Source organism: Peptococcus simiae (assembly GCF_046569735.1).
GTDB classification, from domain to species: domain Bacteria; phylum Bacillota; class Peptococcia; order Peptococcales; family Peptococcaceae; genus Peptococcus; species Peptococcus simiae_A.
Map to the genome: position 1 here is coordinate 1 of NZ_JBKICG010000016.1, position 26,088 is coordinate 26,088.

Annotated in this window: 19 protein-coding genes and 4 tRNA genes; 10 read left to right on the forward strand and 13 right to left on the reverse strand. The window is 50.3% G+C overall.

The window, feature by feature from the left end:
• Window positions 1-137: 137 nt before the first annotated feature.
• Both ACLGL1_RS07270 and ACLGL1_RS07275 read right to left on the reverse strand, forming a co-directional pair.
• Window positions 138-605, reverse strand: a complete 468-nt coding sequence (locus ACLGL1_RS07270; RefSeq protein WP_411008039.1) for a pyridoxamine 5'-phosphate oxidase family protein — start codon at window positions 603-605, stop codon at window positions 138-140.
• A 141-nt stretch (window positions 606-746) separates the two neighbouring features.
• Window positions 747-2,060, reverse strand: coding sequence for a CHAD domain-containing protein (locus tag ACLGL1_RS07275; protein WP_411008040.1), 1,314 nt, complete (start codon window positions 2,058-2,060; stop codon window positions 747-749).
• 82 nt (window positions 2,061-2,142) lie between these two features.
• Here ACLGL1_RS07275 and ACLGL1_RS07280 point away from each other — a divergent pair, with 82 nt between their 5' ends.
• From ACLGL1_RS07280 to ACLGL1_RS07295, 4 genes are all read left to right on the forward strand, one after another.
• A complete protein-coding gene (locus ACLGL1_RS07280) occupies window positions 2,143-3,390 on the forward strand; it encodes a M18 family aminopeptidase (protein ID WP_411008041.1) in 1,248 nt (415 codons plus the stop codon).
• Window positions 3,391-3,471: 81 nt separating this feature from the next.
• A complete protein-coding gene (locus ACLGL1_RS07285; protein ID WP_411008042.1) occupies window positions 3,472-8,298 on the forward strand; it encodes a hypothetical protein in 4,827 nt (1,608 codons plus the stop codon).
• A gap of 2 nt (window positions 8,299-8,300) precedes the next feature.
• Window positions 8,301-9,551, forward strand: a complete 1,251-nt coding sequence (locus ACLGL1_RS07290; protein ID WP_411008043.1) for a lactate/malate family dehydrogenase — start codon at window positions 8,301-8,303, stop codon at window positions 9,549-9,551.
• Entirely contained in the window at window positions 9,548-10,606 is a 1,059-nt protein-coding gene (locus ACLGL1_RS07295; protein ID WP_411008044.1) for an NAD(P)H-dependent oxidoreductase, read from the forward strand. The genes ACLGL1_RS07290 and ACLGL1_RS07295 overlap by 4 nt, the downstream gene beginning before the upstream one ends.
• A 139-nt stretch (window positions 10,607-10,745) precedes the next feature.
• On the opposite strand, the gene ACLGL1_RS07300 is transcribed toward ACLGL1_RS07295, so the two are convergent.
• The 3 genes from ACLGL1_RS07300 to ACLGL1_RS07310 are packed head-to-tail and all read right to left on the reverse strand — an operon-like array spanning window position 10,746 to window position 13,743.
• On the reverse strand, window positions 10,746-12,068 hold the full coding sequence (locus tag ACLGL1_RS07300; protein WP_411008045.1) for a branched-chain amino acid transport system II carrier protein: 1,323 nt from the start codon (window positions 12,066-12,068) through the stop codon (window positions 10,746-10,748).
• A gap of 34 nt (window positions 12,069-12,102) precedes the next feature.
• Entirely contained in the window at window positions 12,103-13,302 is a 1,200-nt protein-coding gene (locus ACLGL1_RS07305) for a CaiB/BaiF CoA transferase family protein (protein ID WP_411008046.1), read from the reverse strand.
• Window positions 13,303-13,323: 21 nt separating this feature from the next.
• Window positions 13,324-13,743, reverse strand: coding sequence for a hotdog fold domain-containing protein (locus ACLGL1_RS07310; protein ID WP_411008047.1), 420 nt, complete (start codon window positions 13,741-13,743; stop codon window positions 13,324-13,326).
• Window positions 13,744-14,180: 437 nt separating this feature from the next.
• On the opposite strand from ACLGL1_RS07310, the gene ACLGL1_RS07315 reads away from it, so the two are divergent.
• Complete coding sequence (locus ACLGL1_RS07315) at window positions 14,181-15,080, forward strand: MerR family transcriptional regulator (RefSeq protein ID WP_411008048.1); 900 nt, start codon at window positions 14,181-14,183, stop codon at window positions 15,078-15,080.
• Window positions 15,081-15,323: 243 nt separating this feature from the next.
• On the opposite strand, the gene ACLGL1_RS07320 is transcribed toward ACLGL1_RS07315, so the two are convergent.
• From ACLGL1_RS07320 to ACLGL1_RS07340, 5 genes are all read right to left on the reverse strand, one after another.
• A complete protein-coding gene (locus tag ACLGL1_RS07320) occupies window positions 15,324-16,043 on the reverse strand; it encodes a LutC/YkgG family protein (protein ID WP_411008049.1) in 720 nt (239 codons plus the stop codon).
• The gene (locus tag ACLGL1_RS07325) at window positions 16,044-17,480 is read right to left on the reverse strand and encodes a LutB/LldF family L-lactate oxidation iron-sulfur protein (protein ID WP_411008050.1); all 1,437 of its coding nucleotides are present in this window, start codon (window positions 17,478-17,480) and stop codon (window positions 16,044-16,046) included.
• A gap of 35 nt (window positions 17,481-17,515) precedes the next feature.
• The gene (locus tag ACLGL1_RS07330) at window positions 17,516-18,253 is read right to left on the reverse strand and encodes a (Fe-S)-binding protein (RefSeq protein ID WP_411008051.1); all 738 of its coding nucleotides are present in this window, start codon (window positions 18,251-18,253) and stop codon (window positions 17,516-17,518) included.
• Between the two features lie 316 nt (window positions 18,254-18,569).
• A complete protein-coding gene (locus tag ACLGL1_RS07335) occupies window positions 18,570-19,001 on the reverse strand; it encodes an RrF2 family transcriptional regulator (RefSeq protein ID WP_411008052.1) in 432 nt (143 codons plus the stop codon).
• Window positions 19,002-19,122: 121 nt separating this feature from the next.
• Window positions 19,123-19,193, reverse strand: a tRNA-Gly gene (locus tag ACLGL1_RS07340).
• A 240-nt stretch (window positions 19,194-19,433) separates the two neighbouring features.
• Between ACLGL1_RS07340 and murA the strand changes: the two genes are divergently transcribed.
• The 5 genes from murA to ACLGL1_RS07365 all read left to right on the forward strand — a co-directional run bounded on the left by murA (window position 19,434) and on the right by ACLGL1_RS07365 (window position 21,489).
• A complete protein-coding gene (murA, locus tag ACLGL1_RS07345) occupies window positions 19,434-20,714 on the forward strand; it encodes a UDP-N-acetylglucosamine 1-carboxyvinyltransferase (protein ID WP_411008053.1) in 1,281 nt (426 codons plus the stop codon).
• 97 nt (window positions 20,715-20,811) lie between these two features.
• The gene (gene rd / locus ACLGL1_RS07350) at window positions 20,812-20,973 is read left to right on the forward strand and encodes a rubredoxin (protein WP_411008054.1); all 162 of its coding nucleotides are present in this window, start codon (window positions 20,812-20,814) and stop codon (window positions 20,971-20,973) included.
• A 108-nt stretch (window positions 20,974-21,081) separates the two neighbouring features.
• Window positions 21,082-21,166 (forward strand) — tRNA-Ser (locus ACLGL1_RS07355).
• Between the two features lie 98 nt (window positions 21,167-21,264).
• Window positions 21,265-21,351 (forward strand) — tRNA-Ser (locus ACLGL1_RS07360).
• Window positions 21,352-21,415: 64 nt separating this feature from the next.
• A tRNA-Arg gene (locus tag ACLGL1_RS07365) sits at window positions 21,416-21,489 on the forward strand.
• 179 nt (window positions 21,490-21,668) lie between these two features.
• Here the strand turns inward: ACLGL1_RS07365 and ACLGL1_RS07370 are convergent.
• The 3 genes from ACLGL1_RS07370 to ACLGL1_RS07380 all read right to left on the reverse strand — a co-directional run bounded on the left by ACLGL1_RS07370 (window position 21,669) and on the right by ACLGL1_RS07380 (window position 25,782).
• Window positions 21,669-22,331 (reverse strand): Crp/Fnr family transcriptional regulator, encoded by a 663-nt coding sequence (locus ACLGL1_RS07370; RefSeq protein WP_411008055.1) that lies wholly within the window; start codon window positions 22,329-22,331, stop codon window positions 21,669-21,671.
• 41 nt (window positions 22,332-22,372) lie between these two features.
• Window positions 22,373-23,809 (reverse strand): SLC13 family permease, encoded by a 1,437-nt coding sequence (locus ACLGL1_RS07375; protein WP_411008056.1) that lies wholly within the window; start codon window positions 23,807-23,809, stop codon window positions 22,373-22,375.
• Window positions 23,810-23,883: 74 nt separating this feature from the next.
• The gene (locus tag ACLGL1_RS07380) at window positions 23,884-25,782 is read right to left on the reverse strand and encodes an aryl-sulfate sulfotransferase (protein WP_411008057.1); all 1,899 of its coding nucleotides are present in this window, start codon (window positions 25,780-25,782) and stop codon (window positions 23,884-23,886) included.
• Window positions 25,783-26,088: the final 306 nt, after the last annotated feature.

Here is a 26,088-nt window from a genome sequence, read left to right on the forward strand (position 1 = left end):
GATTGACCCGCTATTTATGCAAAAGAAGTTGTTTTTCTCTTGACATCTTTATAGCTGGCTCAATAAAAGATGCACCGCTCTAATCGGCTGGGCCGACCGGATGGTGCATGGATGGACAGGGTTATGCTATGATAGGGCTACCGGTCCCGGTTGGCTTTGCCGCTGACGGATTGAATATCAAAGCGGACAATGGCCGTTCGGGGCAGGCTGCCGGCGATGACTTCGTCCCGCCGGGCTTCACCGGCGGCCAGTTGGTCGCAAAGGGCGGTAATGGCCATGAGCCGTTCGTCCTCGTCTTCAACGACCTGGACCCTCCCTTCCAGCATGAGGGCGTCATAGTTGGTCACAAAAAATTCCGGCATGACGGATTCATTTAAGACCACCGTAAAGTGGGCCCGGTTATGGGCCCGGATGGCGTCAATTTTCCGGCCGCTTTTGGCAGCATGGAAGTAGAGGGCCTGGCGGTCGGCGACATAGACATAGTTCAGGGGGACCCCGTAGGGCCGGCCCTGGGCATCGATTAGAGATAGGATGCCGTAACTGGCGGTCGGTAGCCGCTCAAAGACTCTTGCTTCCGTATATTTAATCCGATGGTACTTAGCCATAGGCACCTCCGTGTGGATGAGGAGAGATAGAATGATTACATTTATTTACGCATTAGCCCTTATTTTTTGGCTGGTCGCCCTAGTGATGATGGGGCGGGTGGCCTACCAGTTGATTCAAATTTTTCGCCGGCACCGCCGGGGCTAGGGACAGCGGATGAGGTCCTTTAAGAGGGCTTGGACCTGGTCGTAGGCCGCCTCCCGGGTCTCGGTCTGGAGGTCGTCATAGACCTTGAGGGCCCGGTCTAGGTCGTGGTCTTCCTGGTCCCCGCGGAGGTCCTCCATGACCTGCTGGTTAAAGAAGGTATCTGTATAGGTCCCGATGGCCTTCTGGAGCCGGCTGAGGAGCCGGTAGCGTTGGGCGGTGCCGTAGTGGGCCATGCAGGCCATCCGCTCGTAGAGGTAGCGGTGGTGTTTCACTTCTACCCGAAAGCGGTGGACCTTTTTAGGGTCTTGGACATCAACTAATTTTTTGGCCTTCTTCTGGACCTGCTTAAAGCGCTTGGGCATGGTCTTCTCGGCGACCACTGAAAAGATCCGGTTGTCATCAATGGTGGCCAGGGCCTCCATGGCGCTGGCGTAGGCCTCGGCATAGTCCCGGTCGCTATCAATCTGGGAAAAGTGCATGTCCAGGGCCAGGGCTTCGGCGGTGCGTTCCGCTTGAACGGAGGCGACGGCCGGGGCCAGTTCCCAGCGTTTGGCCTCATGGATGGAGGCCAGGACGACATCCAGTTCCCTGAGGTGGCTGAGCTCTTTTAAGAGCTTGCTGTAGGCCTTTTGAGCCTTGCGGTAGCTGCCCTTATCGGTAAAGGGCTGGGCAAAGGCCAGGTAGCTCTTTTGCCGGCGGAGGGCTACCCGGAGGTCATGGACGGCTTCTTCACTTTCAATATCGGTGAGCACGCGGTCCTTTTCTTTAAGGATTTCCTTCTGGTTATCCAGTAAAATGGCCTGGAGGGCCACCGGGAGGGGGAGGTCGACGGGGCTCAAGCGGCTTAATTCGTTGAGCCGCATGGTGGTCATCCGGACGGCATCATAGGGGTCGCCGGCGTCCAGCAGGAGGACGGCGGATTCCCCCTTCTTGAAATGGTCCCGCCGCCGGGCCAGGTCTTCCAGCCAGGTAGACAGGTGGGGCTCATGGCCGATGATGACCAGGGTCGTTTCCTGGTCCACTTTCTTAAGGGCCTCGACCAGGGCCGCTTCATCGCCGCTGGCGATGAAGTCGTAGACTTCCAGGGCCTGGCCGGGCATATAGCGGATTAGGATCTCGGCCGTTTCCCGGCTCCGGACCAAGGGGGAATGCCAAATCCGGCACTTGTCTGTATGCCGTAAATATCGGGCCAAATAAGGCAAATCTTCATTTAAAGCCAGCCGGCCCTCTAGGCTCAAGGGGCGGCCCGCATCTGTTGCAGCTTCCTGCCTGTCTACTGCCTTACCGTGGCGCATGAATATTAAACGCATAGTAACTCCTTTCAAAAGGGCGGTATCTTAGTTCAAATATACCCTTATTGACGGTTTTTTTCAAGTTAGGAAGATGATGTCCATGGATTATATTTCTTGTTGCGAGGCCTTATTTGACTTTATTGACCGGACGCCGACCGCCCGGCATACGGTCCAGGCCGTTGCCGAAGACTTGGCGGCAGCTGGTTTTGAAGAAGTAACGGCCGGTCCCCTGGTCCAGGCCCCTCGGGGCTTTACCCGGGCCGGCGGTTTCCTTTGTGCCTGGCGCCGGGGCCAGGCGGCCGGTTTCCGCCTGGTCTGCTCCCACAGTGACGCCCCGGCTTTGCGGCTCAAAGACCGGGCTGACCTGGGCCAGGACCCAGTTCACCGGCTCAATGTGGCCCCCTATGGCGGGGCCATTTGGTCCTCCTGGATGGACCGGCCCCTCCGGGTGGCCGGCGAGGTCTACCTGGCCGGAGAGGACCCCTTCAAGCCGGACTGCCGGCTGGTGGACTCCGGCCGGGCGGTCTGTACCACAGCCAACTTATGTATCCATATGAATGGTGACCTCCGGACCGGCTATACCTTTAAGCTGCAAAAGGACCTCCAGCCCATTGTCAGTGGGAAAGGGGAGGGGGGCTTTGTGGCAGACCTCCTGCCCCAGTGGGGCCTGGACCCGGACCAGGTCCTGGGCTATGAGCTGGACCTCCTGCCGGCGGAGCGGGGGACCTTTGCCAGCCCGGATAAGAGCCTGATGAGTGTCCCCAGGCTGGATAACGGGGCCATGGTCTACGCCTCCCTCCAGGCCTTCCTGGCTGCCGGTGCAGGAGCCCAGACCCAGGTCCTGGTCATCTTTGACCATGAAGAGGTCGGCAGCGGGTCAGCAACCGGGGCCGCTGCCCTCCGCCTGCGGGACATCCTGGAAGACCTCCACCGGGCCTTTGACACCCCCTGGCGGGATGCCCTAGCCGCTTCCTTTATGGTATCGGCCGACCAGGCCCATGGCAACCACCCCAACTATCCGGAAAAAATGGATCCCGGCAATGCCCCGGCCCTCAACGGGGGCCCGGTCGTCAAGTGTGCAGCTAACCAAAGCTACGCCACCGATGGGGTCACGGCAGTGGTCTTCGAAAACCTCTGCCGGCAGGCTGGGGTCCCGGTCCAGCGTTTTTACCTCCATTCTGACCTCCGGGGCGGGGCAACCCTGGGCCCGATTTTGGCCCAGAGCCTGCCCATGCCGGTGGTGGATGTCGGCAATGCCCTCCTGGCCATGCATGCCCCCAGGGAAGTGGGGGGCTGCCAGGACCAGGTCTGGATGCAGGCAGCTTTACAGGCTTTTTATGAAGGCTAGGCCGGCCTTAGGCCGATTAGACGTATAAAAGCCATAGCCAGTTGGGTATAATATATAAAAAGCATGAAAAGGAGGGTGGATATGGTGGATTTAAAGCGCCAATTGAATGCGATTTTACGGGATAAGTATTTGGCAACGGCCCTGGGCTGTTCCCCGGCAGACCTGGCCAGCCTGGCCGACCAGGCTGACTGGTACGACCGGGTCAGGACCCTTTTAGAGGGGTCCCTTATTTCAGCTGAGGGGGTTGTGGCCCTAGCCGGCGACTATGTGACCGCCCTGGGCCTGACCCTGCCGGAAAACTGGCCCCTGACCGTTTATAAGCTGGGGAGCAAGAGCCTCTTTAATAACCAGCCGGACCTGATCTATGCTGACCGGATCCGGACAGCGGCCTTTTTCAGCCTGGACCTCCTGGCCTTTTGCCTGGATGCCCACCGGCAGGTCAATGGCCTGGACAAGCGGCTGGACTTCCTGCCCCTGCCGGAGGAAGAAAGGGAGGCCAGTCCCTATGCAGAAGAGTTTGCCCGCCTCCTCAATGTCTGGGAGGTTGACTATATTGACGAAATCCTACGCCTGGGACGGGAGGTAACCCCCTATGACCTCCTGGCCCACATTGTCGGAGTCCAGCGGGTGGCCTTAACCGTTGGCCTTCAACTCAAGGCCGGCGGGGTCCCGGTGGACCCGGTCCGCCTGTCCGGGGCGGCCATGGTCCATGATATTGGGAAGTTCGGCCCGAAAAATGCCGAAGAAAGCAAGCGGATGGCCTACCTCCACTATTATTATACCGAGCAATGGTGCAACCGCCACGGCCTGCCCGGCATTGGCCATATTGCCGCCAACCATTCCACCTGGGACCTGGAATTGGAAAACCTGGCCGTAGAATCCATGCTCCTCATTTACGGGGACTTCCGGAGCAAGGCTAGGGAGGGGAAGCGGGGTTCCCATGAAGAAATCGTCATCTATAGCCTGTCTGAGGCCTACCAGGTCATCCTGAACAAGCTGGACAATGTTGATGAGGCCAAAAGGCACCGGTACGAACGGGTCTACCAGCGGCTGGCAGACTTTGAGGCCTTTATGACCGGCTACGGGGTAGACGTGACCCTGGGTGACCGGCAGCCGCCCAGCCGGCGGCCGGCCTGGATTGGCATGCTGGATGCCCAGGCCACCCCGCGGATTTTTAAGGACCTGGCCTTCCGGCACAATATTGATATTATGTACCGGCTGGGCCAGCCGGCCTACCTCCGCAATATGCTGGAGGCCCTCCGGGCGGCAGATGACGCCGTCACCGTCCGGGCCTATTTGACGGTCTTTGAAGAATACATGACCTATATGACCCGGCCCCAAAAGGAACTGATCTTTAATTATCTTTTGGAAATGCTCATCTACCCCGAAGGGGATATCCGCCGCCAGGCTGCCCACCTGATTGGGACCCTCCTGGCCGGCTTTGATGAACGTTACAGCAAGTGGCTGCCGGAAAATGCCGTCCGTGACCGGGAGGGGCGGTCAGCCCTGTCCCTCTGGCATGATGTCCTGGACCAGGTCTTTTCACCGGACCACAAGCTGGGCGACCGCTACCGGCGCTTCCAGGGCTATGCCTTCCACCAAATTTTAAACAGCCTCCTGGCCAACCTACCGGATGATGACCGGCCCCAGTTTTTAGCCCAGCTCTTTCACTACTACCGGAAGCCGGACTGTGATGACCTGACGGCCTTCATCCTCCTGGATGCCCTGGCTGAAGTGCCCATGAAGCTGATTTCCGACCGGGACGGGCAGATGCTCCTGCGGACAGCCGAAATCCTGGCCAAGCGGGATAATGTGGAAGTCCGCCTGGCCACCCTGCAATTTTTCGAAAAATTCATAGCAGAAGGCAAGCTGGCGGCAGAGGTCGTCGCCCCCTACTGGGACCGGGTCCGGGCCCTGCCCATAATCTGGGCCGGGGAGGGCTACCAGCAGGCCCATATCGACGCCCTCCTGAGCGGGGGTCACTGCCGGCTGCCGGACCTGCGGAGCTCGGAGCTTTTCCTGGAAAACCTAAAGTCATCGACCCCCTGGCAGGTCAAGCGGGTCAATATCCGCCGCCTGGCCGAAGCCCTGGTCGATGACCCTCAGATGAACCGGCTCCATGTGGCCCTGCACTTTTCCAACTTGCTCAAGGTCAGTGAGCAGATCAACGTCCGCCACGAGGCCGGCACCATGCTGGTCAACCTGGCAGCCCACTTAAGCGATGAGGAAGTTAATGAAGTGGCCGTTGAGCTCTGCCGGGGCCTGGAGATGGACTCCTTTGAATTCACCAAGTACATCCCCACCTACCTGGCCCGGCTCTGCAACCACCTCCAGCCCCGGGAATATGATGAAATCCTGGTCACCCTGGCCAGCCTGGTCGATGCCAAAAATGAAACGACGGCCCAGCTGGCTGTGGACACCGTGGCCCATATGGTGGCGGTCTTTGAAAGCCGGGATATGGACGAATCAGCAGCAACCCGTCGCCAGCACCTGTCCCGGCTGGTCGGCCTGCTCATGAAGGGCCTGGCCGGTTTCCATGACCCGGTAAAACTGGAAACCTTGGGGGCCCTGGGCCGTTTTGTCTTTGGCAATGCCCAGCTGCCGCTAGCCTACCGGCGGGATATTTTCGACATCGCCTACAAGCGGCTCCTTATGCTGGTGGTTTCCGAAGAGGAGGCAGACGCCCTGGACTTCTACGCCCGCTGCGCCCTGCTCAACCACCTCTATCGCTTCCTCAGTGACTACTTCCTCAGCGGAGAAAGCTGGCACTTGTTTGAAAACAAGCAGGTGGCCTTCTTCCCGGGCACCTTTGATCCCTTTACCCTGGGCCACAAGGCCATTGTCCAGAAGATCCGGGACCAGGGCTTTGAGGTTTACCTGGGCCTGGATGAATTCAGCTGGAGCAAGAACACCCAGCCGACCCTGATCCGGCGGTCCATCTTAAAGATGAGCGTGGCTGAAGAAGAAAACGTCTTCCTCTTTCCGCCTATCTTCCCGGTCAATATCGCCGCAGCGGAAGACCTGGCCCGGCTCAAGGAGGTCTTCCACAACAAGGACCTCTTCCTGGTGGTCGGGAGCGATGTCCTGGCCAATGCCTCGGCCTACCGGCTGCCACCAACGCCGGACTCAGTCCACCAGATCAACCACATTGTGGTCCACCGACCTGGCGACGGGATGGATACAGAAACCAGGGCAGAGGCCCTGGCCCGGCTGGAGGCCAAGGTATTGGAAATGGACCTGCCCGACCTGCCGGAGGGCGTATCGTCCACGACCATCCGGAAAAATATCGAGAAGAACCGGGACATTTCCCACCTGATCGATACCATGGCCCAAAACTATATCTACACCCACAACCTTTACCTGGGCGAGCGGAAGACCAAGGCCGTCCAGGTCCTGGCGCCTTATACTGTCCGGCGGGTGCCGGCGGAAGATGGGCGGCTCTGGCATGACATAGAGGCCCTCTTTGAAAGGGAAAAACTGGAAACCCAGGCCCTGGGCTTTTTAGGCCATGCCTTGCCGCCGGATAGTATTTTGGTGAATATCCGTCGGGAGGGGGCCCTGGAGAGCTTTGTCCTGGCCCAGGTGGTCTCCTCCCGCCACCTCTACGATGTCGTTGGCCGGCGGGATATCTGCCGCTACCTGCGGGAGAAGGGGTCCGGCCACATCGCCTTCCTGTCCCGGCTGGCCTTTAGTGAGGAGACCCTGGATGGGGGCCAGCGGGCCCTGTCGGAAGCCCTCCTCTGGGCCTTGGAAGAATCGGCCACCCTGGCCGTATACGCCGGCCAGGGGGCCGCAGAAAGGGACCGGCTGACGGACCTCCTGACCCGGCACGGCTTCCAGTTTTTACCGGCCGCCTTTAATTCAGAGGGAGAGGACTGGTATGCAGTCGTCCATATGCGGGCGCCCCTGCTCTTGTCCAACAATGTCTCCACCCTGCTCAAGGCCCCCTATGCCCAGCTGCCGGCAGTGGACCGGGTCCTGGCCCGGACCCACCAGCAGCTCATGGCCGCCATGACGGCCTTCCATCCGGGTGAACTGGTCCTTTCCTATGAAAGTGCCGCCCTGGAAACAGAATTGGCCCGCCTGGTCAGTGTCGAAAACGGGGTCCCGGTCCAGGAAGGGGACAAGCGGGAGCTGGGCCCGGCCATGTGTGTGCCCTTTGGCCACCTCCTGCGCCGGTCCCTGGTGGCCAATACGGTCACCCGCCCCTTCTTTGTCCAACGCCTATACCCCGGCGACATGCGCCAGCTGTCGGTAGGGCCCCTGCCCTACCAGCCGGACCTCAAGACCCAGGCCCAGGTCCTGTCCTCCTTCCATAGGCCGGTGATCCTGACCGATGAAGTCCTCAACCGGGGCCGGACCTTAGAAGGGCTCCTGCCCCTCCTGGAAGCAGAAGGGGTACCCATTCAAAGCATTGTCTGCGGTATTATCACCGGGAGCGGCCGGGACCTCCAGGAGGACCTGGGCCTGTCCTACCGGGCCCTCCACTACCTGCCCAATATCCGCTACTGGATGGTGGACAGCAAGGCCTACCCCTTTATTGACGGTTATGCCCGGGCTGACCAGCCGGCCAGTATCTTTTCCGGCCTAGCTAGGGTGGTCAACCCAGTCCTCCCCTTTGCCGCCTCACCCCTCTTCGGGGAGGCAGATAGCGGGGCCGTCTGGAGGTATTCGCAAACGGCCCTGGAGAATGCCCTGGCCATTATGCAGGTCTTAGAAGAAAGCTACCAGGTTGAAAATGAACGGAACCTGACCCTGAGACGGATGGCCGAGGTCTTTAACCGGCCCATGATTCCGGAATTTGGGGCTGGGCCGATTTACGATATGACCCGGAGCCCCTCCCACTATATTGAACAGAACCTATCACAACTGGCCTATTTTGAAAATATCCTTCCAAAGGAGCGATAACCATGAAAGCATACTTGTACAAGGGCTATACCGTGCTGGCTGATCAAGCGCCGGAAGGAGCTGAAGAAATAGCCTTTGGTAAAACAGCCCAGGCGGATACCATCCTGCGTCTCTATGAAGGGGGCTATGAGGACCCCAGTGCCTATATTGTCAACCGGCCACAATTTATCGAAGCACCGCATTTTGGCGTCCGCGGCTTGATGGATGACGGTCAAGGTCTGAGCGAGGCCTATGCCCCCTTTAGGGTTTCGCTGACCGAACACCGGATCATTGCGGTGAATACCTCCTGGGAAGGCTGGGAGTACCGGCTTCACCACCCGGGTGTTCCCTCTCGGCTGCCGGCCCGGGTCCAGATTATCGGCCTGGGGGATGTGGGGCATACCTGCCTCATGGCTCTGAAACTTCTGGGCGGGGACCTCATTGGGGATATCGGCATCTATGATGTCTTGGACCCAGCCATTGAACGCTGGGCCTTTGAGATGGAACAGTGCGTTTGGTCCTTTTCCGGTGAGGCCATGCCCAGGGTCCACCGGCTGGAAAAAGAAGACCTCTTCCGCCACACTGATATCGTTATCTTTGCGGCAACCCGAGGGATTGCCCAGCCCGGCGAAGAAGTGGACGATGTCCGCCGAGACCAGTACCTAAAGAATGCCCCCATGGTGGCCGAGTACGCCCGCCTGGCCAGAGACCGGGATTATGATGGGATGTTTATCATGCTGTCAGACCCGGTGGAGCGGTTGGCCCAGGTGGCCTGGCGCCAGTCCAACTTAAATGAGGCAGGCGTCTTTGACGGCCAGGGCCTCCGGCCAGAACAGGTTGAAGGCTATGGTCTGGGGGTCATGCATGCCCGAGCCGGGTCAGTGATGCCTAGCTATATCAAACATGGCCGGGCCTATGGCCGTCATGGCGAGGGTCTTATCCTGGCCAATGACATCACTGCCTATGATGATCAGCTTTCTCAAGATTTAAGCCAGCGGGTCGCCACCCTCAATATGGAACTCCGACGGATCGGCTACAAGCCCTTTGTCGGACCGGCTGTATCCAGTGGCGCCTTGAGCCTCTTAAGCCGGCTCCGGGGGGAAAGACACTACAGCGCTGTCTTTATGGATGGGGTCTATTATGGGGTCCCCCTACGGACCCGGAATGGCCTGCCGGCCTTAGAGTATTTGAACCTAGACCAGCAACTATGTGACCGGCTCATTGAGGGTGTGGCCCAGCTGAAAGCGGAGATTGAGGCAGATGAAGGGATATGAACCCCCTAGCCATCGTGGCGCCACCGGCAGCCAAGCGGCAGGATAACAAGCGGTTAGATAGCCTGCTGAGAAAATACCTTCCGCCGGAGGCCACCCTGATTGAGGAGGCTGATGACCTGGAAAAGGCCCGGGGCAGGCATATCCTCTTTGCCGTTAGCCTGGATGAAAGCGGGATGAACGCTGAGCTGGACGCTATGAAACGGCGGCTGGCCCGGGACCCCTCCCTCCTGCATGGGTCCACCGGTGCCCTCCTAGTCGATGGGCCCGGGGACCTCTTTACCAAGAGCGTGGCCCGGGAAATCGTCTTTTATACCAACCGGGCCGGCTGCGCCTTTATCCCCAAGGCCCTAGTCGAGGGGATAGGGGACCTCTATAATTTTGAACTCCGGGCCCGGCTCCTGGATACCGACCTAGCCACTGCCTATGGCTACCATTTGGCTGAATTGGTGGGTCGGCTCCAAGAAGACCGGCCGCCCCTCCTGGTGCCTCCGGCCCGGCTCCTGGCCGTCGCTGCCACCAGCCGGATGAAAGTGGCCAATACAGTCTGTTTTTGGGAAATGGTCCGGGGAGCCCTGCCGGAGACCATAAAAACGAACTTTATGAACCTGGGCAAGGGCCAGATTGCCGACTGCCGGGGCTGTTCCTATGCAGCCTGCATAGAAAGAGGGTGCCCGGACCGGGACCTCATGGTGGAAGGCGGCTTTGACCGGGTGGCCCAGACAGATGCCCTCCTGGTCCTGGCCCCGAACTTAAACGACGGCCTGGGCCCGGACCTGGTGGCCTTTATCAACCGGCTGACCCACCTGGCCAATACCGACCGGATCATCGGCCAGTGGCTCTACGCCATTATTGTCAGCGGCTACTCCGGTAGTGACCTCCTGGCCCGGCAGCTGCTCAATGCCTTCTGCCTCAATAAAGGCTTCCGCCTGCCACCTTACTTTGCAGCCATGGTCACAGCCAACCGCCCCAGAGCCATCCTGGAACGGGACCACATAAAAGAAAGAGCCCAGCTTTTTGCCCGGCAGATTGCTGCCATCCTAGACCCTGACGATTGATAAAAGGCCAGGGGCCATGAGTTTTTCTCATGGCCCCTGGCCTTTTTATTCTTGTCTATAGAATTATAGAATGTAAAGAAAAAAGTAACAACCCGGCTCCTGAAAATATAAGCCCGGCCTTTCAAACATTTAAGTTGTTTTAGGCAGGCCTTTTTGCTTTACTGATCATGACACCGATGATAAAGCATAGGCTGCTGATGGGAACCCAAGTTAACCGCACGGAACTCAATGGAATAAGAGTATAAATATCCGTTAACATCTGGTTATTAATGCCTAGGAGTTCATTGTAGACATTTATAGCATCTACAAACCCAACGATCAGGGCACCAATCATTGCAAATTTGGTTCCATTTACAAAACGACCTTGTAAATTAGTCCCTGCAATGACGTAAAACAATACAAGGATAATACAAGCCGGATAACAAGCATCCAATAAAGGGCCTATAAATTTAACGATGTTTCCAAGACCCATACTTGCCATGAGGGTACTAACCACCACAGTAGCAAGGGCGACCTTATTATAAGAAACCCTTGCATCTAAGACTTCTTCAAAAAATTCAGCTGTTGATCCGGATAAGCCAACTGCAGTTGTTAGGGCTGCAAATATAAGGGCAATATTAAAAAACACCCCACCAATAGTACCCCATAACTGGAGGACGATTTCTGCATATAAACTGGAAAGGGTCAGGTCAATTGTACCTGCTGTAAAAGCGCCAACTATCATATGTCCTAAGTGGGTTAAGGCTAGAAATCCTAAGCCCATTAACCCAAGAACCATCAAATAATGGTTGATGCGGTTTTCTGGAACCTTAGCTTTCCTTATACCTTGAATGATTACAAAACCGAACAGTAAGGCTGCCGGAAGGTCACCTGTTTGGTAGCCCTGGAGGAAGCCATAGACTAAGGCGGATTCTTCGTAAGTTTTAGGGAGCATATGACCTGTAATTGGTGTTACAAGTCCCTTACCAATGACTCCAAGCACAATCAAGATTAGGATTGGGAATAGAATTTTTCCGATTTTATCTACAGTATCAGACCGACTGGCCACAAACCAGTAGGTGATAGCATAGTAGATAAGGTTAAATAAAAAAATTGGTATATGACTATCTATATTGGTATTTAGGAGCTGCATTAAAGCATCCCAGGAGGCAGCACTCATCCGTGGAATAACATATAAAGGGCCCATAACTAACACGGTGATAGAACAAAAAATTCGTCCGAATTTTGGCAGGATGCGTTCAGTTAAAGAGTAAAAGTTTCCATTACCTCTTGCTAGAGCAAAGTAAGCCAAGAGAGGGAGTAATATGGCTGATAAAACGATGGCAATATAGGCGAGCAGAAAAGAAGAACCACTTTCTTTCCCCCATGTTACAGGAAATAGCATACAAGATGCGCCAAAATGCATTGAAAAAAGTGCACCGCTCATGATAATTAGTTGCTTAGGTGATAGGTCTGCTTTCATGGCATCATCCTACTTTCGAGTTAAATAGTCGCCACTATATAATGCCCTCTTCAGATAAAATAGATAATTCGTTATCTGTCAGGTTAAGGTATTTTTGTAATACCGATTTTGTATCTTGCCCTTTCAATGGTGCCGGATTTGATGCCTCATCTATGTGGCCTTGCATTTTTATTGGCGTGCCTGGTATTTGAATTTTTTCTCCAATACCAGGATCGTCGACCTGCCATAACATATTGCGGGCAGCAATTTGGTCTAAGGCACAGGTTTTAGCGATATCATTAATACGACCAAAGGGAATGCCGGCGGATACCAAAAGATCTTCTAATTCATCTACAGTCTTTGTCATGCTCCATCTTTCAATGATGTTTTTTAAATCAGGTTCATAATTTTGACAACGGCTGTCATTTGTACAGTAAAGAGGGTTGTCAACAAGGTCCTCACGCTCCATTAAGCGACAAAGGATTGCCCACATTTTGTCGGTACCACAACCTAAAACGAACTCACCATCTGAAGCTTGGTAAGAATCGAAGGGAGCAATGCCTGAGTCAATATTCCCCCGTCGTTTGGGTACTTCATTACCAACGGTATACATAACGACATAGTTTTCCATAATTGAGAAAAGGGTATCAAGCATGGCTACATCCAATTTTTGCCCGCGACCAGTTTTTTCACGCTGATAAAGGGCCATACAAACGCCTAGGGATAAATAGGTCCCGGAGTAGTTATCAGCAATAGATGGTCCTACTTTTACCCCTGGCTGATCTGGATAACCGGTTACGCTCATCATGCCACTCATTGCTTGAGTCACAATATCGTATGCAGGGCGATTAGATAGGGGGCCATTTAGTCCATAACCGGAAATGGAGGCATAAATGAGCCCTGGATTAGCCTTTTCTATTTTGTCGTAAGGAAATCCTAAGCGATCCATAGTCCCTGGACGAAAATTCTCACAAAGGACATCGGCTTTTTGGATGAGCTCCCAGAGGATTGTTTTTCCCCTATCTTTTTTTAAATCTAGAACGATTCCTTTTTTATTGCGGTTGATATAAGCATAGTAGGCGCTGTAACCGTTTTTTAAGGGGCCCCAAGTTCTTGATTGGTCTCCTTTTGGTGATTCAACTTTAATGACCTCAGCGCCTTGGTCGGCTAAGTGCATGGTACAAAAAGGTCCGCTATAAGCTTGTGTTAGATCGAGGACCATCAGGCCGTCTAAAGGTTTTTTCAATGAATTCACCTCACTTGTTGCACAGGTCTGTTAGGCGTTAAAAGCAGGATCTTGAACACCACGCTGTACGGTTTTAGGTACAACACAAATTCCTTCAGCGCTTCCTACTAAAAGTGGCTCTTCAAGGATGTGAGCAGCGGAATTAGCAAGAGCAGGATCTTTACAGAGTTCAATTACTTTATGCGCTTCAAACTTCATTTTTCTAGAAGAGTTACCGGCACTTTCAATCCAGCCAGTGTATTCAATAAAGTCCCCAGCATAAATAGGAGCTAGAAAATCTACATGTTCATATGTTCTAAATAGACCTTCATCACCATCCATCCGAATCAAAAGTTCGGTTGCAATATCTCCGAAGATATCTAGAATATGCGATCCGTTCACTAACTCACCTGCATAATGAGCATCCCCTACGCTCATACGTAACCTAATCATTACTTTTTCGCCAATCATAGTCATTTCCTCCTTCATAATAGTTAAGGTGTTCGTTAATAGGGGGTTGGCTTTTAAAAGCTTACAGTCAATATACAGGAGTCTATAAGAGGAGACTCAAGCTGGAACTTATAGAAAATACGCTCCGCTCAACGTAAACACTACCAAAAAATTGACCCTTAAAAGCGAAAATGGAATAGTAAAATAGACATTAATTGTTGATTTTTTGAAAAAATGATATTTTTAGAATAAATAGTTAAGGGATAAAAAACTTTTTAAGGGGAGAGTATTTTACAATTACTTTCAAAAAATAAGCAGTGGTTTTAGGATATAATTGGTATAAGCTAAAAATTTTATCTAAAAGGAATCATTTCCTTACAGCCTCTTTATAAGTATGACTTTCTGAGAAAACACCGTTCATGAATAAAAGTTTAATATCAATATTAAGGATGATCACTATGATTATTAAATATTATTCTATTGGTGAAGCAGCTTCAGTTTGCGGTATATCTGTAAAAACACTAAGGTACTACGATAAAATTGGTCTATTGCCACCAGCTTATAGAAATCCGAAGACAGGGTATAGATATTACCAATTAGACCAGCTGATTCATCTTCTTTTTATTAAACAATTAAGAGAAATTAATGTACCCTTATCAACAATTAAACAAGTTATTAATTCTCCAGATGTCATTAAAGAGGCACGCGTAGTTATGAATAGCAAGGTTCAACAAATTAGTGAGGATATTCTTATGTTGGCGGAAATGCATGCAAAGGCTGACACCTTGCTTCGTCGGTTAAAGGACATTGAAGTAGAAGGTGCTACTTCTTACGGTAAATTTAATGACAATAGTGATGGTGTTAAGTTGGAGTGGATCCCCGATCAAACACTTTTATCAATTCGTAAAACCATAAAGCATTATAAAAATGAAGAAATCAATATAAGCTTATGGGGTAAACTTTTAGATATTGCCAATCGTTACCGCCTTATTTCAGCAGGCCCTATTTCCGTCATATACCATTGCAGGCCTATGGAGCAATTTTATACAGACGTTTGTGATTACGAAATTGTACTTCCCATTAAAGTTTCTAGTATAGAAGATGGAGATGTTGGCGAATTAAGGCCTTATTTAAAAGAAAGTCCTGGATTTAATGCGGCAACTTTAACTTATAAGGGAAATTATCAGGGACTGATTTTCCCTTATTTACAAATTATGAGATGGATTAATAAAAATAATTATCGATTAAATGGTTGCATCCGGGATACTTTTCTAGTATCGCCTATTGATACTAGTAGCCGAGACTATTGCTTAACGAAAATTCTTGCACCTGCGGAAAAATCCAGTCAAAAAGCATAGCCCTTGTTTCGCAGCTAGGATGGCATATATCTTATGTACCTATAGCTGATAATTAGTGTAGCACCCTTCCAAATTTGCCTTGAGAATTAAACTCAATTATTAAAAAATAGGAAAACATTTTAAGCTATGATAAATGGGGTTGGATCACATGCCTGCAAATCATCTATAGGTATAGAAAAATAAAAAACATATAACAGAAAAGGCACTGTATTCAAATGAATACAGTGCCTTTTCTGTTATATGTTAGTCGTTTAAGATGATGTAGGTGAGGTTGATCGGACCATGAACGCCGACCACCCGGACCAATTCAATATCAACGGTTGAAGAAGGACCGGAGATATGAATGACAGAAGAGGGGAAGTTGGCCGGGTCTTCACGGAATTGCTCGGTGAGTTTGGCCATGGACTGGGTCATCCGGGGAACAATGGTGGACCGGCGGACAACGGCAATATGGGTAATGGGCAGGAGGCCCACAGACCGGCCGGATCCCCGGCTCATCGGCTGAATCAGGGTGCCTGTTTCAGCAATGGCCATAGAGGGGAAGGTTAGACCTAGGTTGGCATCCTCGGCATTGCTGATGTTTTCTTCCCGGCTTTTTTCAGGATCCCATTGAACAAAGGAGAGGTCATCTTTACCGTCGGCTTCATCAAATTTTGCTTGGATGCCGAATTCTTCCATTTCCGGCGCCTGGGGGTAGACGAGCTTGCCGCCGCCCCAGTCTTTGATGGATTCCATAACCACATCGGCCAGGTTATCGGGGTTGGCTTCCCGGTAACGAATGGACAGGGCGTCACATTCGTTCTTGAACATATCCAGAACCTCATCTTGGCTCAGGTCCTGGTACATGGTGGCTTGGGGGCCCTTGGAAAGGTCGGGTGCCTTTACATGGGCCGGAATGGCTTCACGGCCGAGCGCCCGAGATACATTTTTTAAGAAAGCTTCTCTGTTTTGTTGGGTTAACATCTATTTGCGCCCGCCTTTCTGTTTTTGGTGGTCTTTAAACCAGTCACGGAATTTATAGCTCTTTAAGAGGTCCATGTCGCGGCTGGAGGTCCAATCGCGGAGGACTGGAATTTGGACATTGTCTTTAAGACGGTCCCCGTCACCTAAGACTTTCATAACCGGGGCAGCTACCTTGGTCCCTAAGTCATAGATGGTGCTGTTTCCTAGACCGATACCGGCACCGCGGAAGATACCGCCTTCGATGGGGCTCATGAGTTTCAGTTCTTCAACAATGACCTGCCGCTGGCGCAAGAGCATTTCGTGGAGGGGGATCTTAACCGGGCAGTGGTCGGTGCAGGCGCCGCATAAGGTGGAAGCGAAAGGCAGGTACTTAGCATTTTCAAAGCCAACCAAAAGCGGGGTTAAGACAGCGCCCATCGGTCCCGGATAGATAGACCCGTAGCCGTGACCGGTGATGTGGCGGTAAACCGGGCAGATGTTTAGGCAGGCGCCGCAGCGGATGCAGCGGAGCATTTCGCGGAATTCACCTTTTAAGATGTCGGTCCGGCCATTATCGATGATGATGATGTGCTGTTCTTCAGGACCGTCTACTTCATCGGCCTTTTTCGGACCGGTAGACAGGGAGAAGTAGGAGGTGATCTTAGAGCCGACAGAAGCCCGTACAAAGAGTTCCATAATGGCATCCAGGCATTCAAAGTTGGGTAAAATCCGCTCCATACCTAAGAAAATAACTTGGGTTTTCGGCAGGGCAGTGACCATCCGGCCATTCCCTTCGTTGGTGACCAGGGTGGTGGTCCCGGTTTCGGCAATCCCGTAGTTACAACCGGTGACGCCAACGTCGGCGGTTAGGAATTTATCCCGCATATAGCGACGGGCAAAGTGGGTTAATTCCATCGGATCTTCAGACCCCTCATAGCCGGAATCGGCAAAGAGGTCTTTAATGATATACCGGTCTCTGTGCAGGGCCGGTACAACGATGTGGGAAGGGGGGTTCCAGTCGTTTAACTGGAGGATCATTTCAGCCAGGTCCGTTTCATAAACGGTGACGCCATCATCGATGAGGGCGTGGTTGAGGCCGATTTCTTCCGTCATCATGGATTTGCTTTTTACGCAAGACTTGGCATTGACCTGGCGGAAAATTTCAATGGCCTGGTCAACCGCTTCCTTATCGTCTTTGGCAAAGTAGACCTTGGCTCCAGCCTTTTCGGCATTGGTGGCAAATTGGTCCAGGTAGTAGTCCAGGTTTGATAAAACGTGGTCACGAATTTCAGCCGCCTGGGTCCGGAATTCTTCCCAAGCCGGCACACCGGCTACAATATTGACGCGTTTGCCTTGGAACATATCCTGGGCAGCTTCAATGGCCTGGTGTTTAAAATCGTCCGCTAAGGCGCCTTCAACCCTTTCCTTGAAGGGCTTGGAATCATAAATAATAGCCATAATATCCTCCTCTATCGTGGCGTTAAGGGGTTAGCTTAACGGCAGTTCAACACCTCTGCAATGTGCATTACTTTAACCGGGTGAGGCATTTGCCCCTGGTCTTTCATCCGGTCCAGGCGGCCGGCAATATTCATCAGGCAAGCCTGGTCGGCCCCGCAGAGGACATCCGCTCCACTATTGACAATGTATTGGGCTTTTTCAGCGACGATTTGTTCGGAAATTTCCGGCTGTTTGACGGAGAAGGTCCCACCGAAGCCGCAGCAGCGGTCTGCTTTTTCCAGTTCAATGTACTCTATGCCTTCGACATTTTTCAGTAGGGTTAGAGGGGGTTCAGATACACCTAGCAGGCGGGTCGCATGGCAGCTTTTATGGAAGGTAACTTTCTTGTTTAAACGGGCGCCGACATCAGTTACCCCTAAAACATTCACAATAAAATCAGTGAATTCGTAGAGCTTATCAGCCATTTGGGCAGCACGCAATTGCCAAGAAGGTTCGTCGGCAAAAAGACGTTCGTATTCATGCTTCATAGCAAAGGCACAGGAACCGGACAGGCTAACGATGGTTTCTGCCCCTTCAAAAGCTTTAATGGTATTTTTCATGGCTGCTTTAGAGGCCTGAACATAGCCGGAGTTAATCATCGGTTGGCCACAGCAAGCTTGTTTCTCTGGAACCACAATGTCACAGCCGAGGCGCTCCAAGACCTCGACAGCGGCAATGCCCACTTGGGGATAGAACATGTCTACCATGCATTGCGTAAACAAATGAATTTTCATATTTACACCTTCCTCAATGTTGTATGCTCACCTCACGGGGAGACAGTCAAAAAAAGTTTAACTATATTATAACAAGGGCCTGTAGGAACTGCAAAAGAATTCTCTCGGGAATAAGGTTTTTGAGGGCCTAAATCAATAAATAATTCTTATTCCATGCAAAGGATGAACTGATATCCGTTTATTAGTAATTGAGCTAGGCACTAATACATCTAAAAGGAGTGTCATTATCTCTATGCTATAGGTCATATATGCGTGGTGGGCATACAAGTAAAGCCCCAGCTCATTTTTGAGTTGGGGCTATTTTACAAGAGTCTTTTTAAAGGTCATTGAGCATTTGTTGGTCATTTTGAATTTGGGCCAGGGTGATGCTCTTTAACCGCTTGTCCAGGTCAACCTGGATGTTGGCAAAAGCATTGTGGACGGCACAATGGCCAGCTGCATTCCGGCCACAGGCGACCGGGTCCTGCAAACATTCATTAATGATAAGGGTATCATCCATAGCTGCAATAATGTCGTAAAGGGTAATATCTTCGGGATTGCGTATGAGGGCGAAACCGCCATTTTTCCCTTGGAAAGATTCGATAAAACCGGCCTCTTTTAAGTGAGGGACAATTTTAAGGAAGTAATTGTAGGGAATGCGCATATTTTCGGCAATCACTTTACCGGTCACGCTAACGCCTACGGGTGCGCTTCCAGATAAGTAGAGCATAATGCGGATGGCGTAATCAGTCGTTACATTTAATGCCATTTCTAACCTCCTCCGGAAATTCTAAGACATGCCTGAAGAGTTTTTAAAGAAAACTTTTAATGCATAGGAAACGCTTGGGATAAAATAATAACCCCACCGCACAAAGTACAGTTGGGGTATAAGCGGATGAAGGGAATCGAACCCTCGTTTTCAGCTTGGGAAGCTGATGTTCTACCATTGAACCACATCCGCTCAATCTTCAAAGAAGTCTTGAGACAGTATAAGGAATATTGGAGACTTTGTCAATCATTTTTACTAAAAACAGGTTGGTCTTTTTAAGCTCGCTCTTCATTCAAGCTGTGAATCCAGCTGCTGCTTCGGATGACAGTTGGATTAAGAGGTTTTAAAACCAGTGAAGTCGTTGACCTCATTTCTCTTTTCAAGTAGAATAAAGGGGTAAGTGTAAAAGAGAGTGGGAGGTGGAGACTCGGCATGGGCCGAGACGATCATTTGGAAAAAATTATCGTATCCGGTCAGCAGACCTTATCTGGAGAAGTGGCAATCAGTGGTGCCAAAAATGCTGTTCTGCCGATTATCGTGGCAACCCTTCTAACAGAAGACCAGTGTACCTTATATGATGTGCCCCGCTTAGCAGACGTTCAAACCATCTCCGAAGTGCTCCAGTCTTTAGGAGCCAAGGTGGACTACCAGGGGCACACTATGGTCATCGAGGGGGCTGATGTGTCCAAGACGGAAGCCCCTTATGAATATGTACAAAAAATGCGGGCCTCGGTATTGATTATGGGGCCGCTTTTGGCGCGTTTTGGTCGCGTGAACCTATCTATGCCGGGTGGTTGTGCCATTGGCACCCGGCCCATTGACCTCCACCTAAAGGGCTTGGAACTTTTAGGGGCGACCATCCATATTGATGAGGACGGCGTCCATGCGGAAAGTAATGGTCGTTTACATGGCAATGATATCTTCTTGCGGGTCCCTTCAGTTGGTGCGACGGAAAATATCATGATGGCGGCAGCCCTGGCCGAAGGGGTGACCCGGATAGAAAATGCTGCTGAAGAGCCGGAAATTGTTGACCTGGCCAACATGCTCAATGCCATGGGGGCAGAAGTTCGCGGAGCCGGCACCTCAATGATCCGGATTACCGGGGTCGACCGCCTACATGGGGCTAGCCATACCATTATTCCGGACCGCATCGAAGCTGGCAGCTACTTGCTGGCTGGGGCTATTACTAAGAGTCGAATTAAGGTGACCAACTGTATCGCAGACCACTTGCGGCCGGTTTTAGAGAAGCTGGAAGAGAGTGGGGCAAAAGTTCTTATTGATGCTGAGGCCATGACGGTAGAAGTCGTTGGTGGGGCTCATATTCGCCCGGTCAACATCAAGACCCTGCCCTATCCCGGTTTCCCGACAGATATGCAGTCCCAATTTATGGCTTATATGTGTCTGGCGGAGGGGACGGCGAATTTTACGGAAACAATCTTTGAAAACCGCTTTATGCACGTTGATGAGCTGCGAAAAATGGGGGCAAATATCCAACTTGATGGAAAAAATGCCTTTGTTACTGGGATACCCATGTTTTATGGGGCGGATGTGAAAGCGACAGACCTTCGGGCCGGGGCTGCCCTCATTATTGCTGCCTTAGCTGCTGAAGGAGAAACGACGATCAGTCAGCTCCACCATTTAGACCGGGGCTATGAAGACCTGATTGGCAAATTCAAACAACTCGGTGCTAAAATTGAGCGAGTTGACCAATAAACTTGTGTTTGTTACCTGTGAAAGCGGGTATAATAAAATTAGAAACCATGACAATTAAGCTTGTGGGAAAACCTTACTATGGAGAGGAGATTTACGAATGGAAAAATATGTATGCGACTTATGTGGTTATGTCTATGATCCGGCTAAAGGTGATGCAGACGGCGGTATCGAACCCGGCACTGCTTTTGCTGATCTTCCGGAAGATTGGGTTTGCCCGCTCTGCGGCGCTGACAAGAGCCAATTTAGTGTAGAAGAATAATCTTAAACCATCATTAAAGCGCCTGCTTAGGCGCTTTTTTCTTGCCTGTTTTTGCGCCTTGACCAGGGGGACCTTTTTTGATAAAATATTTACTTGTTGGAAGACTCTGGAGAGGTGGCCGAGCGGTTGAAGGCGGCGGTCTTGAAAACCGTTGAGCTGAAAGGTTCCGTGGGTTCGAATCCCACCCTCTCCGTTGCCCGGGAATCATAAGGGACATAAAAAAACAGGGAATTTGTTAGCGGAGTATGGACAAAGTGTAAATCGTTTGTTATAATAACTCTTGCGTTCGCTGGAGAGATGACCGAGAGGCCGAAGGTGCTCCCCTGCTAAGGGAGTATACGGGGAACCGTATCGAGGGTTCGAATCCCTCTCTCTCCGTGAGAGGGAAGACCATGCTTCCGTAGGGTATGGTTATAGATTCTCTTTGAAAAATTTGATATGTGCGCCGCTAGCTCAGCTGGATAGAGTGTCTGGCTACGGACCAGAAGGTCAGGGGTTCGAATCCCTTGCGGCGCGGCCTTGCCCTTGCAAAAGCAGGGGCTTTTTTTGTGCCTTTTTATAGTTGTTTATGCTATAGACAAAGGTCTATTTTTAAGTCGAAACGCTAAAATACATATAAAAAATAAAGGACTACAGGCAGCTAAGGCTGCAGTAGTCCTTTGTCATATGCTTAGGTATATATTGTAGAGGCGTTTTCAGGTCTCCTTGTAAGGCATTTTCTTGTCATTGGCATAAGTCTCCAGTTTTTGGCGATTGATGATGTAAAGGCCTTTTTCGGTGCGGGTGAGGATACTTCTTTTTCTCAAGAAGGTAAGCACCCTGGAGATTGTTACTGGGTGAACGCCGAGATGTCTACCAATAGCAGCATTCGTGTAGTTTTTAGGGACAAGCCAGTTTCCCTTATCCGCCTTAGCGTGATCCAATAAAAAATGGCAGACCAGGGAAGGGACCCGTCGTTCATGATGCGATTTAAAAAGTCGCCTCAAAGAGATGTAGTTTTTTGCCTGCATAGCCACGATAGCATTCAATATGCTGGTTGAGGCAGATAGGTGTTTTTTTGCATTGGCCGCATCAATCTGCCAGCAGGTAAGGTTTGTAATAGCTCTAAAACTACTGATGCTATAAGGGCTTGGATTCCAAAGATTATTTAACCCAACTAAAGCCTCTAAGCCTTTTGTAGAAGTTTTAGTGCTAAATAAAATCTCGTTACCATCTTCAGCGTATTCGATGCGTTCACAAATCCCCTGGCTAATGTAGTAGACATGCGTCAACTGATCCCCTTGGTGTATAATATATTCGCCCTTGGAAAAGGATACTTGCTTGGCGCTTACATCCTGGCATAAGAATGATAAATCCATCTAGAGCCCTCCTTTTGACCAGTATAACATAGGTCTTGATTTTAGAAGGAATGAAAGTAGATGATATTCCAACCTAGCTGTATGATCGTGAGTACAATGAGAACGGGAAAACCGTATTTAAAGACATCTCCGGCACGGATCCATTTTGTATTTGAAAAGAGCACAACGGAAGATTGGGATGATGAGGGGAGTAGGAAGGCCACTGTGCAGATAACTGTGTAGAGGCAGGCCAGCTGTGTTGGGTTAACGCCTAAAGATTGAGCAATCGGCATGGTGATACTAATCATAAGGACAGCGACAATCTTATTAGACATAAAGTTGGTTACGGTGACCGTCATAATGCCTGCCAGTACAATAAATAGTAGGCTAGGTTTATTTTCAAAGAAAGGTGCGATGGAGTTGGCTAAGCTGGTGTTTAATCCGACTTCATCAGAGCTAATCAAGGCCGAAAAGGCCATAATATTAACGATAACCATCATTAAATTCCAGTTGATTCCAGCTTTAGCGTTTTTAACAAAAGAGCAAGCTGGCTTACCGTTGATTTTATATATTTGCAGAAAAGCAAAAACGGCGATCAGTTTACCACTTAACTTTAATTGGTTGCTGACTGTAGCAACCAGGGAATTGGACGGGAATAAGGTTGGTACTAAAATTAGTAGGACCAGAGCGGCAATCGATAATAGGGCACAGGCTTTTTCACGGGTTAATACTTGGGATTCCTGTGATAGGGTATCGGGGTCAAATTCTTTGATGGCTTCGACATCAACGCGGAAGAGGAACCGGGCCAGGAAAAGATAAACCAGTATGGCAGCTATGGAATAGGGGATGGAATAGCCCATGTAAAGAAAATAGTTTACTTCAAGGCCAGTATTTTTTGTAAAAGCATCTAAGATAACAATTGAATTGTTCCCCCAGGGGAGGGTGCTGAGGCCAAGCCCGCCTGTGACGCAGGTCCCAATCAGGATAATCGTTGGTAACTTTTCAAAGGGTTTTAAGTCAAATTGGTCGAATATCTTATAAAGAAAAATCCAAACCAACATCATACCTGCAATTGCATTCACAAAGCTGGATAAGAGCCAGCAAATAAAAAGTAGCATGAAAAACAAGTACCAGGGGTGCCCTTTTAAAAAAGGTCGCTTTAAGAGCCATACAGCGGCAAAGGTAGAAGCTCCAGAGCTATCCATGTAAGAGACTAAGACCAAAGAGAGTAAAACGAATATAAAAACATCATTACCGAAACTGTAACTAAGCAAGTCGGTAAAATCAATTAAGCCTATTAAAGGGAGGATAACGATGGTCAACAGAGAGGGCCAGACCTCACTGGTGACGGTTAATCCGTAGATAAAGGCGATAAATACGCCTAGAAGTCGCATACCTTCAATAGTAATAGAACCTACTGGTGGTAATAAGCAAAAAGTGATGAAAATGATCAAGTAGCCGATGACTTTTAGCATAAGATTATCTTTAACTGAACCCATAGTTGATCTCCTTAGTTCTTTCATTGCCCTTTCGAAAGAAAATTTACGGGGCGGCTTATCAAAGCATTTACGACCTATATACGAATGGTTTGTTTCGTATCATATAAGCAGCCTTCGATACAAATAAAGGCGGCATAATCACCGGATAAGCCATCGAAATGAATGTAGTAATCAAAGGATGTTAGCTGGTTCGGGTCTGTGGGGCCGGTTTCGGTTGTGGCGCGGTGAACTTGTGTCGGTAGACTATAGTGGCGGACCTGATCTTTCCGGTCCAGCTGATAAAGACGAAGGCCGATAGTACTTCCTTCTTTAAAATCGCCCTTGATGGCTAGGCGGTCTTCTTCTTGGATGAACTGGAGGTGGTGCTTTTCAGGGACCTCTGCATCAGTGGCTACAGCTTCAAGAGGTCTAGCGGTAGCTGTCTTTCCGAGGGTACCTTTGAGGCTGCCGGCACCCAGTTTAAAGCTGGAAGGGGTCTGGTAGGGGGCCATTTTAACAGCACGATAGTAGTTACCGCCTTCGATTTCCATCTTGTAGACAACTTCATTGTTGAGAACTTCTAAGGTTATCGCACTAACACGTACATTTTCCGGCTCGTCCTTATAGGTTCGCAGTAAATAGGCACCTAGGGTATCGGTGTGTTCTCCTTTGTAAGTGCCGATGCCGCCTGAATGCACTAGAAAATGATTGTCGGCATAGTAGGTCGCGTTGCTAATGTAGGGTGAATAAAAAGAAGAGCCCAGTTCTTTGCCATATTCCCAAACTTGGCTGGCTTCCATTTTAGACTTGTCAAGATGGTAGACAAGTCCTCGTGAAAAGTTGTTTTCAGGCTTGGTCCTTTGGCCTTGGTCCTTACCCTTGCTGCGGTAAGTCCCGTTGTCAAATAGGAGAACATCACCATTGGGTAAAAGGCTGACGGCGTGCTGTTCATAGTGCCATTGGGCTTTTGGATCTTTGAGAGAAAAGAGGTAGGGCTGGTGGGATTCGGGCCAGGAAGTTGGATCGCCAAGAATCCAATTTAATTGGCCACTGCCATAGTCGATATTGACTATGGCGTCTTTATGGCGACCGGAAAGTGAAATGCTATTTGTTTTTTCATCATACCAGACGGCGTTATTGTGAAACCAGTCATGGTAGGTCCAGTCGCCGGCATTCCCGCCATCCCTGGGCAGCAGGTCTAGTAGGTTCCAGGCTTGGACAATTTGTCCGTTTCGGCGGTCAATTTCGACAAGGTAGTCCTCTACTGAATCGGCTGCCGGGTCCGGGTTATTTGAAGCTGCTAAAATATTGCCGTTGGGTAGTTCGAAAGCATCGTGGTGAAAACCGCCAGGAATGCGGTACTCGGTGTAGATTTTCCCGATTAAATCCATTTCAAAAAGGCCAACTGTAAAATAGGGCTTGGCATAAGTCCGGGTAGAGGTATAAAGGATATGTCCATTAGCTAAGAGGTCAATATTCCAGCTGTCTATCTCTGTGCACATCCATCGAACGTCACCGGTATAATCCACGCCGATAGAATAGGCGTGATTTGTGCCGGCTGTTTTAGCAGATAAGAACATCAAGTGACCCTTGAAGTAATCGGGGTCAGTGTCGCAAGATAAGGGCCTGTTGACATCTTGTTTTTTTATAGGAATTTTTACGTCAGCTGTCCGTCCATCCGAGAGGGCTATTTCGACGGTGTTTTGATAGTCGTCGTATAAACCGACAATGGGCAGGATGTGCTCCTTGGCGGCAGAGAATTTTTGCGTGAAATTGGCGGCCTCTGTTTTCCCTTTGATGACGATTTCCACGCTGGTTTCTTGCTCAGTTTTAAAGCAAACCAGAGCAGATAAGGGATTAATAAAGTAGGGGTTGATGATGACGTACGGATTTTCAAGAGTATAACTAGATTTAGCGAAATTTTCTAAAATTTCTTTCTCCCGATTTGCTTGCCTGTTGATTAGGTGTTTTTCTTCAATACATGTAATAGGCATAAAAATTATCCTCCTCATATAAGTTCTATATTTACTAAAAATAGTATGGCATGGGCTAATAAATAAAAGCCATAGCCCGGGCTAAACAATAGCGATAATATTCATAAGAAAAATAAATGAACATTGTTTGTGAGGAGGAGTCTGTTATATAATAATGCCTCCTGAGCTGTGGGAAAGCTGCCAAAAGGCAAGATTTTTACTTTTATCTGTTATATTGGCTTTATCTTTAGCTGTGCTTACATTGACGGTTTTTACCGCAAACCGTATAATAAGGCCAATACTGATACGCAATATGCGGAAAGAGGA